The 13,971-nt window shown below is 41.0% G+C and carries 11 protein-coding genes; 4 read left to right on the top strand and 7 right to left on the bottom strand.

The annotated features are described in order from the left end of the window. Nucleotides 1–251: 251 nt before the first annotated feature. The 4 genes from V7K46_RS12225 to V7K46_RS12210 all read left to right on the top strand — a co-directional run bounded on the left by V7K46_RS12225 (nucleotide 252) and on the right by V7K46_RS12210 (nucleotide 4,554). Nucleotides 252–2,144: a lipoxygenase family protein gene (locus V7K46_RS12225; protein WP_335113361.1), complete on the top strand. Its 1,893-nt coding sequence runs from the start codon at nucleotides 252–254 to the stop codon at nucleotides 2,142–2,144. 109 nt (nucleotides 2,145–2,253) lie between these two features. Further along, nucleotides 2,254–3,603 (top strand): cytochrome P450, encoded by a 1,350-nt coding sequence (locus V7K46_RS12220; protein ID WP_335113359.1) that lies wholly within the window; start codon nucleotides 2,254–2,256, stop codon nucleotides 3,601–3,603. Nucleotides 3,604–3,797: 194 nt separating this feature from the next. Beyond that, nucleotides 3,798–4,382, top strand: coding sequence for a hypothetical protein (locus V7K46_RS12215; protein ID WP_335113357.1), 585 nt, complete (start codon nucleotides 3,798–3,800; stop codon nucleotides 4,380–4,382). A 22-nt stretch (nucleotides 4,383–4,404) separates the two neighbouring features. Continuing rightward, nucleotides 4,405–4,554 (top strand): hypothetical protein, encoded by a 150-nt coding sequence (locus tag V7K46_RS12210; protein WP_335113355.1) that lies wholly within the window; start codon nucleotides 4,405–4,407, stop codon nucleotides 4,552–4,554. Between the two features lie 243 nt (nucleotides 4,555–4,797). Here the strand turns inward: V7K46_RS12210 and V7K46_RS12205 are convergent, their stop codons facing one another. From V7K46_RS12205 to V7K46_RS12175, 7 genes are all read right to left on the bottom strand, one after another. After that, on the bottom strand, nucleotides 4,798–5,835 hold the full coding sequence (locus V7K46_RS12205) for an aliphatic sulfonate ABC transporter substrate-binding protein (RefSeq protein WP_335113353.1): 1,038 nt from the start codon (nucleotides 5,833–5,835) through the stop codon (nucleotides 4,798–4,800). 258 nt (nucleotides 5,836–6,093) lie between these two features. Further along, nucleotides 6,094–7,182: a sulfonate ABC transporter substrate-binding protein gene (locus V7K46_RS12200; protein WP_335113351.1), complete on the bottom strand. Its 1,089-nt coding sequence runs from the start codon at nucleotides 7,180–7,182 to the stop codon at nucleotides 6,094–6,096. Between the two features lie 406 nt (nucleotides 7,183–7,588). Further along, nucleotides 7,589–8,452 (bottom strand): TauD/TfdA dioxygenase family protein, encoded by an 864-nt coding sequence (locus V7K46_RS12195; RefSeq protein ID WP_335113349.1) that lies wholly within the window; start codon nucleotides 8,450–8,452, stop codon nucleotides 7,589–7,591. A 37-nt stretch (nucleotides 8,453–8,489) separates the two neighbouring features. Beyond that, complete coding sequence (locus V7K46_RS12190; protein ID WP_335113347.1) at nucleotides 8,490–9,596, bottom strand: aliphatic sulfonate ABC transporter substrate-binding protein; 1,107 nt, start codon at nucleotides 9,594–9,596, stop codon at nucleotides 8,490–8,492. A 597-nt stretch (nucleotides 9,597–10,193) separates the two neighbouring features. After that, entirely contained in the window at nucleotides 10,194–11,015 is an 822-nt protein-coding gene (locus V7K46_RS12185) for a class I SAM-dependent methyltransferase (RefSeq protein ID WP_335113345.1), read from the bottom strand. An 86-nt stretch (nucleotides 11,016–11,101) separates the two neighbouring features. Then, complete coding sequence (locus tag V7K46_RS12180) at nucleotides 11,102–12,283, bottom strand: acyl-CoA dehydrogenase family protein (protein ID WP_335113343.1); 1,182 nt, start codon at nucleotides 12,281–12,283, stop codon at nucleotides 11,102–11,104. A gap of 200 nt (nucleotides 12,284–12,483) precedes the next feature. After that, complete coding sequence (locus tag V7K46_RS12175; protein WP_335113340.1) at nucleotides 12,484–13,965, bottom strand: amidohydrolase family protein; 1,482 nt, start codon at nucleotides 13,963–13,965, stop codon at nucleotides 12,484–12,486. Nucleotides 13,966–13,971 lie beyond the last annotated feature (6 nt).

Here is a 13,971-nt window from a genome sequence, read left to right as displayed (position 1 = left end):
AACGTGCCACTATTATTTTGAATATGTTTTTAGTTGAAATTCCTTTAATGAAAGCTATAAATCTCTGGTTACTAGGGAATATGAGGATTTTGTTTATTATAAATGAGTTAGGAGTGAGCGATAAATTATATAAAATTTCTTTGAGAAAAATCAAAAACTTCAATTTGATTGCGATAATACATTTAGCTAACTCAAATTTGTGCATCCTCAACTGTTAAAGTTATCTAAACCACTACACGTGAATAGGGGCAATGACTGCTTCATCATCAGATAATTCGATAACTTCCCCAAGTACTCATAGTCTATACATTACTAGGCAAGAGTATGAATATAACTATACCTATATTCCATCCATTGCTATGGTGGATCAGGTTTCTGCTGCGGAAGAGTTCACCACTAATTGGTATTTTTTATTAGCCCAGCAGTTACGAGTTCTTTTTGTGAATACCTTGATTGTTAACAGAGGAAATCAGGGTTCTGAATCGATTCGTGATGATGTCGAAAGGTTTATTTTAGAAGCCTTAATCAAGGGAGCAATACCAGCCCAAATCAGCATTCTGGTGAGAATCCTACAAATTATCCCCCAGTTTTTGCTTAAACAGATATCTCAGGATGTTAGAGAACTCGACGATCTTTTCTTTTCTATTCTTAAAGAAAACGGACTTGTGATCCTCAGAGATGCTCTAAATCAGGTAATTACCCTTCTATATGAAGGACAACCCACAGGACATGCAACCAGTCTCAAGGACTACGAAAATTTGTTTGTGGTGATTGGTGTACCAGCGATCGCCAAAACTTATCAGGAAGATGAAGTATTTGCCTACATGCGAGTAGCTGGCTACAATCCCGTGATGATCGAGCGAGTAACCAGTCCAGGCGATCGCTTCCCAGTCACAGACGAACATTACCAAGCAGTGATGGGAACTGACGATTCATTAGCAGCCGCAGGACTTGAAGGAAGGCTGTACTTAGCTGATTATAAAATTTTATCCGGTGCGATCAACGGTACATTCCCACATGAGCAAAAATATGTCTATGCTCCCCTAGCACTGTTTGCCTTACCCAAAGGCTCAGACCCCACCCGTCTATTGCGGCCGATAGCCATTCAATGCGGTCAAACCCCAGGATCAGATTATCCAATCATTACCCCTAATTCCGGTAAATACGCTTGGCTTTTTGCCAAAACAGTTGTCCAAATAGCAGATGCCAACTTCCACGAACCTATTACTCACCTAGCAAGAACTCACCTGTTAGTTGGTGTTTTTGCGATCGCAACCTATCGACAACTGCCACTTATCCATCCCCTAAGAATTCTGCTGCGCCCGCATTTTGACAGTACCTTAGCAATTAACGATGCTGCCCAACGGATTCTGATTGCTCCTGGCGGTGGTGTCGATAGATTACTCTCAGCATCAATCGATAACTCCCGCGTTTTAACGGTACTAGGGTTGCAAAGTTATGGGTTCAATAGTGCTATCTTGCCCAAGCAATTCCAACAGCGCGGTGTGGATGATCCCAACCTATTGCCTGTTTATCCTTATCGGGATGATGCACTATTAGTTTGGGATGCGATTCATCAATGGGTTTGGGACTATCTGAATTTATATTACCTCACCGATGAAGATATTCAGAAAGACACAGCCCTGCAAGCATGGGCAGCTGAAATATCAGCTTATGATGGTGGTCGTATCCCCGATTTTGGCGAGAATGGGGGCATCAAAACGCTCAATTACCTGAATGATGCCATTACGCTGATTATTTTCACCGCCAGCGCTCAACATGCTGCGGTTAATTTTCCGCAAAAAGATTTCATGAGCTATGCCGCGGCCATCCCAATGGCAGGTTATTTACCAGCCTCAACTCTCAAAAGAGAAGTTACTGAGCAAGACTACCTGAATTTGCTCCCCCCCTTAGATCAGGCGCAACGGCAATACAATTTACTCAGCTTATTGGGATCTGTATACTATAACAAGCTGGGCGAGTATCAGCAAGGACACTTTACAGACCAGAAAGTAAAACCATTGTTACAGGCATTCCAGAGTAATCTTCAGCGGGTAGAAGATACCATCAAGCAACGTAATTTGCACCGTCCAATTTATGAGTATCTGCTTCCTTCTAAAATTCCTCAAAGCATCAATATCTGAATTAGGGACTGGGAACTGGGAACCAGGGAAGGGAGATAAGGAAAAAAAGGAAATAACTAATGCCCAATGTTCTATGAACAATGACCACTAAAACTCCAAAGTAAATATTATGACACTTAAAGATAAAGTCCTACAAGGTCACGATCGCCAGCTTTGGCTTGCACCTATACTAGCCAAAGTAGGTTATGACACTGCGATCAGCAAGTTTCTGCGCTTAGTTTTTTATTACATGGATGCCTCAATCATGCTCAACGCATGGCGAGACTTTCTCTACATCCGAAAGGACAATATTGGAGACAAGTATTTTGCCGTGGATCAAGCAATTATGCATTCCTCTCACTCCCAGGTGAAGGAACTAATGCAAACCCAACCACAGTTGCGGGGAAATGATTTAGGTATCATCAGAATATTAGCTCCTAGCTACCTGCTAGATAATCCTCTGAGCTTAGGAACTAACGGTAACGAACACACAGGACTGCGTGCTGTGTTCTTACAAGCCTTACCAGAACCGTCTGAACAGATAGACTTTTTAGGGTATCTAGTTGAGCAAAGCCTGTTAGAGGCTGCTAGAGAGAGCAAATTACACATCGGCAACGATTTGCCAAAGATTATGCTGTCGATTTTGCACCAACTGGTTTTTCAGATATCTTTATCTGAGGAAGAAATCACAGCATCGAGTAGTTACATTAAAGGTTTAGTTCTCGCATCCTTGCCAAATTTTATTAGCAAGTATCTGCTGGCAATATTAACAGCGCCAAATATTCGGCATCGTAAGCATTTAACCAAGCGATATAAACAATCTGCCAAATGGGCATCTTACTTTGAAACAGGCGCTCAGTATCAGTTGAACGAACACCAAATCGCTAATAGCCTTTTCGATATGATTCATATTGCTGGTACTGCCGGCACAAGTGGGCTTTTGGGATCTGTTATTGGTGTTCTATGCCTGGATAATGCTCTCAGAAATGATGTATTGTCAGAAGTCAATGCTGTTTGGAATGCCAAGGAAAGTTTAGACCCAGACGCTCTAGAACAGTCAACATTTCTCAATCAAGTAATTTTGGAAACGGCTCGTCTTTATCCACCTGTGCGATTTGTTAGCCAACTCACCACTGAAGCAGGTGAAGTTGAGATTGGAGAAAAAAAATGCCCATTCCAAAAAGGTACTCGCTTGCTTGGCTCTATTTTAACAGCTAATCGGGATGCTAACAGATACCAAAATCCAGATGATTTTGACACAACACGGAATTTTTCAGATATCTTATCTTGGAACGGCGAAGGGCATGAGCGAGCCTGTCCTGGTAGAACCTTATCAATTGGCTTTATCAAGATTTTCTGTTTACATCTGTTCAAGAACTATCAATGGGACTCAATTACAGAAGTCAAGTGGGATTTTGAAAAAGTGACTGCCGTTACTCCTAATAGTTTAGTGCTACAAGGTTTTGCTCCACGGCTGTGAGTGAAAATGTCAGGTTTAGAGTTAGAGAATTGTCTTGGAAGCCTACACTGACTCTTTGAGTACAGTGTAAGAGGATGTCACGGTAATATTCATCAGTTTGGTGTATCGCCAAATTTTTAGACATCCTCTTATAAGCCTGTAATCATTTTTATTTTTTGTGTGTATTACTTACGAAGTAGGAATTACAAATTATTATGGCTGAATTAATCGAGATAAAGCAACTCAATAATATTGCAACCTGGATGATTCCAATTAAACAAACAAACTTACCATCTGTCCTTAAAGGTGTATTTTTTCTGGATGGTAATCCACTGCCAGATACTTGCATCACTATGTACAATTTAGAATGGGATACACAGCAAAGAAGCTTGAATTTACCAGTCTTTGCACCGTTGCAGTGGACTTTTCATAACTCGATTGGTGGCTGGATATTACTACATTTTATTCAATGGTTTAAAGTAACTTACAAAATTCAGTTTAGAGATGAAACTTTGCAGCAAGCTCAAATCATCCCTTTTTTGCTAGGTATAGAAATTTCAACATCGATTGTAAATCTTACAATGTCTCAAGACAAAAATTCTTCCAATGGAGATATCTGGCACAGAAAGAACGTTTGGTTCGGCGGACTTTCTAGGGCTGGGGAGTATACTCTTTGCAAGGTTGTTGGTGAAGATGGTCGTTATACTCCAGCTTTTAACAATATGCTTACTAGGGTTCCAAATGAGTGTTTAGTGATTGCAAGAAACTCAAAAGACAACGCATATAGCAATCCTATTTGAGCAGGGAGGGCAAATTCGGGCGATGCCTACGGCGGTAAACTACGCACTTACTGCCTATGCTGGAGAAATTAACGCCAAGCAGGTACTAGGAGCCGGATTTGACAAGCATCTTGCCAAACCAATAGAGCCAGCCGAGTTAGTAGAAGCGATCGCCAACTTAATAGCTGAATAAACCTGCCTCTACCTGTTCACCGTTACTTGATACGTTGAGTGGAACATTTTAGTCCCAAATCATATCTGTAAAAAGATTTGCGATCGCTTGTTCCTTCCTCGGTTTTTACTTAACCAGACAATAGGCTTAACAAGTTAATTGAGCAACTTGTTAAGCCCTTTGTTAAAGTTAGGTAAACTTCCGCTACAGTCTAATAGCTAGCCAAGTTAATAGCTGAATAAACCTGCCTCTACCTGTTTACCGTTACTTGATATTATCAGGTATGATCGCTTTATACACTAGATCAGAAAGAATCCCTTGTTTAATATCAATCTTACGCGAGATGGCTTTTTCATCAAAATAAAAATTAGCAACGCTCTGCTGTAGGGCAATGATCGCAGGTGTAATTTTTTTCAATTTATAAGTACGACGGCTTGCCACCTTTAGTGCAACTGCTGGAGCTAATTTCTGTTCATCAACTAAAATTTTGGCATAATCGCTTGGGTTTTTTTCAGCCTGTTCTCCTACCTTCTCTGCTTCCTCTAAAAACACTCGCACCAATTGCGGATTTTGGGTGACAAATGCACGCCTGCCAATATAAAACCCGTTGAGAATGTTAATTCCTGCTGCATTTCTCAGATTCCGAATCGGGGTAGTACTTTCCACAGCAGCTAAAAGGGGATCGCCACCCACCCAGGCGTCAGCTTTGTCTTGAATAAAGGCATCGCGGGCCTCAGTTGGAGTCAAAGCAACGATTTGAATATCGCTAATTTTTAACCCTACCTCTTTCAACGCTTTTGCTAATAAATACTGTGCATTCGACCCTACCTGAAAAGCAATTTTCTTACCTTTAAGATCAGCCACTTTCTTAATGGGAGAATTAGCTTTCACTACAATACCTTGGTTTGTACCATCGGTGGGCGTGCGTCCAGTAAGATAGACAACTTCAGGGATGAGGCCTGGGCGTGCAGCTTGGTCAAATATTGGAGGTGTTTCTCCGACAGTACCGATATCCACTTTACCTTCATCCAGCGCTTTTATCAATTGCGGCCCTGCTGCGAATGGCCCAACCCAATTCACGGTTATACCCAATTTTTTAAAAACTGGCTCAACAGCTTTTTTGGACTTGACAATATCACCAGAACTTTGATACGCCAAGTTAATTACTTTGGCTGTCTGCGCTTGGGTGCTTTGCACAAGGCTACCCACCAAGGAAGATGATAAAGTAAACAGTCCCAATGCAGAATATTGGACAATACGCTTTAAGACTGTACGGCGTTGTGGTTGAAATGGCTTGTTCATGAGTTGCGATTTTCCTCGTAAGTTTTAGCTTTTAAGTTGTAAGTCTTACTTTCTTTGAGCAAGTAAGATAATTGGAAGTTGTTCTGTCAACCTCCTAAAACACCAATTTAGTATTAAAACTTGAGATGACACTACTTCCAAAAATATCTTTTTGGGTTTAGTAAATTGGTATTTTAGTTGGCTTGAAAGGATTCAACATTGGGTATTGGAAAACTCTTTCCTAGTCTCCAGTCCCTAGACTTCATATCTGATTAGTATCTATTTTTCACTTATAAGTGTTGATGGAGTGATAGCTGCATATTCTTTAGGTGTGAGTAGTGCTTCCTGAACATTAATCTTTTTAGGCAAGATTTTTTCGCTATAAAATAAATCTGCCACATTTTGTTGAGCTTTCATTAACTCTGGAGTAATTCCTTTAAGTCGATAGTTAGCGCGTCCAGAAATTATTTCTTGAATGGGTAGATCAATTTTAAGTACAGGTGCTATGAGTTTGGCTACCTCTTTACGATTTGCTTCTGCCCATTGACCGTTTTTATCAATCTCTTCCAAGATAATCCGAAGTAATTCCGGATTTTCCCTAGCAAAGTCGCGTGTTCCTACATAGTATCCTCCTGGAGTACCAATATTTGTGGCATCTCGTAGCACACGCGCACCGTAAAGTTTTTCTACCAAAGCTAAGTGAGGATCACCAGTTACCCAAACTGGAATAGTTCCCTGAATAAATGCACCACGGGCTTCGACATTGGGCATACTCAAAACTGTAATATCACTGTATTTTAAGCCCACTTCTTCTAAAGCTTTGATAATGAAATAGTGAGAAGCTGAACCTTTTTGAAAGACGACTTTTTGTCCTTTTATTTGGGCTAAAGTCTTAATTGGAGAACCTTTAGGAACTGCGATCGCACTCCCTTTTCCAGAAGTAGCAGTAATTCGTCTACCAGCAAGATAGACGATTTTTGCACCAGCAGCTTGAGCAAAAATGGGAGGAGTTTCTCCAACTGATCCAATATCAATTTTGCCGACATTCATCGCTTCCATGAGTTGCGGCCCTTGGGCAAATTGTGCCCATTCAACTTTGACACCCAAGGGTTCTAAACGTTTTTCTAAAACTCCTGTTACTCTAACTAAATCACCAGAGCTTTGATACCCAATTCGCAGCACTTTTGTTTTAAAAGTAATGGTTTTTATCGCTGCTGGATCTGCTTTTGAGCCGATTGCAGTATTTGTATTATTGCTAGTTGACGTACAACTTATTAATGTGGTAGATAAAGCCAAAAAACCAGGCATTACAAATAATGCTACTTTTCTGATTACTGGTGACTTAATTTTAACGGGATTGCTAAACATTTTTAGACCTTCAGGTTAAACTAATCTCTGATTTAAAGAAAAATAATCAAATCTTAAATAAATTTTTGCTTTCAATTTTACATATGATGTTTGAAAACTATTAGTTTATGTCTAAACTTTATCTATTATTTAACTTTAATGAAGTGTTCATAAACACTATTCTTATTTTTATAAATAATATATATTAAGATAATTCAATGCAATACAACTTTAGAAAATAATTTATTATTTTCTAATTTTTTAATATATATTTAATATCTCATCTATTTGATTTTTGGGAAATGCTTTTACCTAATAACTCAAGTTTTTCTTATATCTGATTTATGAATTAGGGTGGATAATTTTCACTTATGATTCTGGTTTTGTAGAGAGGCAATTTATTGCATCTCTACTTCAGATATAGAGACTAAAAGGGACGACTACCTGCAAGGCTAACCCGCTTTAATACCCGTCGCTCATTCGGATCGAATGCTTGACGATAATGCAAGGTAGCTTGATTATCCCAGTAGACAATATCGCCTACAGACCATTTGTGTTGGTAGTAGAATCGGGGCTGATTCAAATGCTGACGCAACTGTTCAATCAGTTTAGATCCTTCTTGAGCTGCTAATCCTACAATTTCTACTTCAGTAGCAGCATCTAAGTAAAGATGCTTTTTGCCACTCTCAGGATGTGTCCGCACTAGAGGATGGGGAAAGATAGGACTTATTAAGGGAATATTCTTGTCTAAACGATATAAAGAGCGGGGTGCATTCCGATCTCGCAAGAATGGGTTGTAGGTAATTAACTGTAAATCTGCAATCCGTTCTTTGGTGGTTTCGTCTAACGCCTCATAAGCCAAATTGGTATTTAACCAATAAGTATTTCCACCTTGAGAAGGTATTTCCAAAGCATAAAGAAGCGAACCACTAGATGGGGTGGGAGTCCATTTGTGGTCAGAATGGAAAGTTAGTTCTCCAGTACCGGTATAGCCACCATCGACGTTGGAAATCGGAATCACCACCGGAGTTTCTCCTGGTTTAGAAGCGAGTACTGGAGTCTCATCAGATGGTACAAAGAGTGCGCCAAAGTATAACGAAAAGTTCAAAAGCTGTTCATCAGAGAGTTGTTGCTCTTTGAAGATCAAGATATGGCGATCGCGCAGAGCTTGTTTAAGTTGTAATATGACTTCAGGTGCAATAGGTTGACTGGCATCAAGATCGGTAACTATCGCTCCCAAAGGGGCATCAATAGACCTAATTTTAACCTCTGTCAAAGTCGAGGTAGGCATAACATTCTCCTATGTTTTAGTTTCTTCTTGGGGATAACTACTTATTCGCTAACACCTCTGAGGGAGTAATTTTGGCGTACTCTTCAGGCGTTAAAAAGCCATCTCTAACATTTACCTTTTTGGGGATAAGTCCGAGGCTGTACCACTTATCTGCAACTTCCTGTTGCTTGATAATAGTTTTCTCGGTAATTGATACTAGCCCATAATCATATTTCTTATGCATTATTTCTAAAGTCGGCGGATCTAGCTGAGTTACAGGAGCGAGTAGTTGTGCTACTTCTTTGGGATGATCCTTAGTCCAGATTTCTTTCTTTTCTAGCTCCTCTAAAAAAACTTTGATTACATCAGGATGAGCCTGATAAAACTGGCGTGAGGTTGAGTAAAAGTTACCCGTATCCCTCAACTTTCCGCCATCTGCTAAAACACGGGCGATTTTATTTTGTACATTTCTAGTACCAAATGGCTCCCAAATATACCAAGCATCCACTTTATTCTGACTGAATGCCGCATTTGCATCTGCCGGTGGTAAAAAAACTGATTTGACATCGCTCAGTTTCAACCCTGCATCTTCTAATGCTTTAACTAATAAATAGTGACCAATGGAAGCTTTCTGAAAAGCTACTTTTTTACCCTTCAAATCGCTAACAGTTTTAACCGGAGAGTTTGCAGGAACTAAAAGTGAAATAGATTTACCACTAGGGTGTGTAGTAGCTAGATAAACAAGAGGCACTCCTGCTGCTTGGGAAAATACAGGAGGCGATTCTGCTGTAGATGCAATATCCAATCCATTTGCATTCAGGGCTTCTAGCTGTTGTGGGCCAGCCGCAAACTCAGTCCACTGTACTTTAAAACCTAGAGGCTCTAATCGCTTTTCTAAGGAACCCTGTTTTTCTAAAACTGCTAAAGGGGTAAGTTGTTTTGAACGGACAATCCGCACTACTTGTTTCTCAGTTGATTTCTCTGTAATGCTAGATGAAGCCACCGACTCAGGGGAAGCTGCTGACTGCTGAGTGTTATTTTTTGCTTCACTACAACTTGATAGGGCCGTCGATAGCATTAAGCAATAGCCTAGAGCAAACAACAAAGAACGACGTGTTGTTCTTTGGCTTTTCCTGAATTCAAACTTTGCTTTTAAAGATGGCATAAGTTGTTTTATTTATTCTCCTCTAGATGGTTAGAACAATTATGATTAATTGTGAGTTAAATAACCAAAAAAGTCTTGTCTATTAATTTAGGTTAAAATCAGACTAATTAAATTCCAGACTTCTGGTTCTTGTCTAGTTTGCGCTGTCAAGAACTTAGCAACTTCATGGGGGTTAGCTTTAGCCCATTGTTATACCTTCCTTAATGTGTTTTGGGATGACGCCAGATGGCATGGCTGTGAACAACATGGGAAGCGTGCATGAAGCCAGCCAAGTGCATTTGCTTTGACATTATGACACTTCATTGTAAAATTCAAATTTTTTGTGGCTCAGTTTTTTGAATTGGTTAAACTCACTTTTATAATGCATAGGCGTCATCGGGGATAACTTTTTAATAAATCAAAATAATTTTTTGTCATGCCTGAAGTTAGGAAATAGAGTGGGTATAACCCACACTATAAGGGACTTGATGAACTGAAAATTTAATAGTTAGGAGGAAAAAATTTAGGAAGTGGAGTGAGAAAGACCCACTCCAATGTCGTGCTAGTGGAAGATTAAAATTTGTGAGTGAAACTCTGTCTTGTTTGTGTTCAATTTTGCTAGTGCTTCCAAGCGACTAGGATTGTAGCTTTGAGTTCTTCTGTAAAATGTCCAGACGGCTCAACTGCTAGTAGCGCTTCTCTAAGATCCGTTTCAAATGCTGGGGCGTTATCGCCATAGAAAATTTTGAGAGAGAATGCTGTAGTGTATAAGTAACCGAGATAGCTATCGAGAGTCCAAGATTTTTCAAATGGCACTTCATAGACTTCTTGACGAACAAAAGCCGAATTTGCAATTACGACTTCATGGGGAGGATCGACTGGCTTACGAATGCCTTGTCCTCGTTGTCCAGTCCGCCGCTCATCACCTAACCATTTTTTCACTACTCCAACAGCAGCTTGTTTCCAAGGTAGATTACTTTCCCAAGGGTTATCACTAGTTTGAAGCAGTGCTAATCCCCCATCATCAGCAAGCAATTCATAAAGGCTCTCAAGCACTAGTTCGCGTTCCATCCAGTGGAAAGCTCTACCAATAGTGGCTAACTTAAATGTCCCGAAACTAGAGTCGATTAACTCTGCTCTTTGTTCTAACCAAGTAATATTATTTGCTCCTACTGCTGCTGCTTGTCGTTTAGCTTCTGCAATCATTTCTGGATCAGGATCGATCGCAACTACTTCCTCAAATTTGGTTCGTAGAGCAATTGAAATTAATCCTGGCCCAGTACCCAAATCAAGGAGTCGTCCTTGACCATTGAGATTAAATATTTCGGCTAGTTTGTCGAATACAATCGGTGGGTATTTGGTTCTATATTGAGCGTAGCCCTCAGCAGCTCCCTCAAATAAACTTGGGTCATAGGTAGGAAGTGTTTTTAATTGAGTCATATCAATTTTGGATTTTGGATTGGTAAGTAGAGACGCGATTCATCGCGTCTTCGAGGATAAAGGTGGAAAGAGAAATAACCAATGACCTAAGAATATTGCGTAATTACGGGTAGCTGATCGTTGAGTACCCAATCGCCGATCGCTTTCAATTTGTAGTCCACAGGATCGTGGAGGGTAAAGGTTCGCAAATCCCGCCAGTAACGGTCAAATCCATATTTGGTTGCTGTGGCGCGAGTTCCGGTAACTTCAAAGATGCGGTTGGTAATATCTATACCTACACGGCTAGCTAATCCTCTGGCTGCGAAAACTGCGATCGCTACTTCTCCCCTCTCTTGATGAGTCAGCGCTGCATCCTTGTCCCATGCTGCTTGCAGCTTCTCGGCTGCTTGGTCGGCTAGAGCGATCGCAGCTTGGATTTCCACCCAAAAGTCACCGTAATGATGCAGAATATATGGGTCTTGAGTAGCACTATCTACGCCTGATGTAATCCACGGTTTAGTAGTAGTTTTAGTGTACTCACGAGCAGCGGCGAAGGCTCCTTTAGTAATTCCCAGAAAAACGTTGGTTTTTGTTAGCTGGGCAATAATAGCAAGAAAAGTTGAGAAGGCAATATCAGGGGAATTGGGTGGCCCCAAAATCTCATCTTTCTCTACTAGGACATTGTTAAATGTATAACTACCACTATCAGTGCGACGTTGCCCGATGTTGTCCCAATCTTGATTAGAAACTACCCCTTCCCTGTCTTTGGGAATTATGAATATGAAGGGCAATTCTACGCCATCTTCCAAAGCGGAGAATGCCCGCAAATCTGCAACGGAAATTCCTGTGCCAAAGCTTTTAACACCATTAACCCGAAAATTATCGCCTTCTGGGTTAATTTTCAGCCTAGTGTCCCGCGGATTCATGGCGTTTGCCCAAAAGAAGTTATTTTTAGCAGTTTCTCTATAATATTTTTCTTTTTGGGCTGGTGTGCCCAAAACGTGACCCAAAGTCGTCAAATTCAGATGATTACCATATAACTGACCCATTGAACCATCTGCTTTTGACAGTTTTCTGACAATTTTTAAGGCATCAATCCAAGTTGCGCCAATCCCACCATATTGCTTGGGGACAATCAGCGGTAACAAACCACTTTCACGCAGTTTATTAATTTCTTCTTCTGGAACTCCAGCTTGGGCATCCCGTTCAACAGCGGATTGAGCAAGTTCTTTGGACAATGAAGATGCTACGTCAATGTAGTCCTTTGGTTTTGTAATATCTAGCACCATAATCAAATCATCCTTAACTCTTGAAATAATGAGGATAAACTATGATGACATGTTATTGTTTCAACAATTAGGTAGCAATCAGAGACAGAATTTTAGGATAAATGTAGAGTGGGCAACGACCCACCCCACAAGTGAACAGAGGAAATGGAACATGGAACGTTGTAAAGATTAGGCATTGGGCATTGGGAAGAGTTTAGCCCCTAACCCTTAGCTGCCAGATATTCGTATGCGGCTTTCTCAACACCTGTACCTTTGAAGAAGTCTTGATTAAGACTGGTGTACAACTCCAAGGGATGGATTGAAAGGAAGTAGCGGAGGTCTTCTTCGGTAATGATTTCCTGTTCTGCCATTGAGTAGGCGTTGGCAGTAACGGCGGTGATATCAGGCACATCCCAGTGACCAGAATCGGAACCTAAGAAGGCTTTAACTCGGTCGCCAAAGGGATTAGCAGCGCGGTTAAAAGCTTGGGATACACGGGTATCGTCTGATTCCGTACCGAAGTAGAAATGATTCAAGAAGCGATCGCGCACATCTTCTGGCTGATCAATTCCTGCTAGTTCAAATTCATCGAGTTCGCCTGGATCTTCTGGAGACAATAGTTGATGGTGGAATCCTAAACCGTCACCAATTTGATCTAAGCGTCCATCTACAAGTTCGCCACCGTAGCGGGTGTACAACTCTACTAATGCTTCCTTATCGATAATCGCAGGATTGTTATTTGACAACAAATGTTGTTTGTTGCGGGTTTCCCAGTGCCAAATAATATCAGCGTATAGACTAGCACCCCAAGCTGAACCACCTTCTAAGAAGGCAAACTTTAATTGCGGGAAGCGGCGAGTCACTCCACCAAAGAACAGCGATTTACATAATGCTTCTGCTGCAAAGGCAAAGTGATTAATGTGATTATACTGGGCGTTGGTAACAGAACGCTGAGTTGTCCAACCTTGGCTAGAAGCGTGAGTTGTGGGTACAACTTTCAATTCTACGCACTTAGCCCAGAATGGATCGTAATCATACTGGCTATCTAAGCCAAAGTTATCAATCCAAACCACTTCGTTAGCTACTTCTTTGCCGTATTTTTCAAAGGCAGGAATGGGACGACGGACGTAACCGGGGATTTGAATCGCTTTGAGTCCCAGAACATTCACCGCATATTCCAACTCTTCAATTCCTTCTTCGGGAGTGTGCAGTGGAATCGCGGCAATAGGTGTTAGGCGATCGCTATAAGGGCGGAAAATGTCAGCATGGTAGGTGTTAACTGCCCGACAAACAGCCCGCCGCATTTCTTCGTTGCCGATATTCGGGGCCAAAGTTGCCAAGTTGGGGTACACAACCGCAAAGTCTGTACCTGCTTCTTGCAAGCGCTCATGCAGCAACTTGGGTAAGCTAATAGTAGCCAAATTCAAAGTATTTTTTGTGGGACGACCCCACCAGTTAGGGCGATTGCTACGATAAGCAAAACGTTCTTCCCAAGTTTGTTTATACCACTTAAAGCGGGAAGATCCTGGTAAATTTTCTTTGAAACGTTCGACAAGCGCAGTTCCACCAACTTGCTCTAAATAATCCAAAACTGCTGGTTCAAATTCCTGGGTATGTACATCGGTGTCAATGATTGGATAACCAAGTTTTTCCCGAATTTGAGCAGACCTGGTTTTTTGTGGGCGGTCTAGAGCGATCGTCATGATATT

It is taken from the genome of Nostoc sp., assembly GCF_036917395.1.
GTDB lineage: Bacteria > Cyanobacteriota > Cyanobacteriia > Cyanobacteriales > Nostocaceae > Nostoc.
Note: the sequence above shows the minus strand (reverse complement) of the source record. Positions and strands in the feature narration are given on the sequence as shown.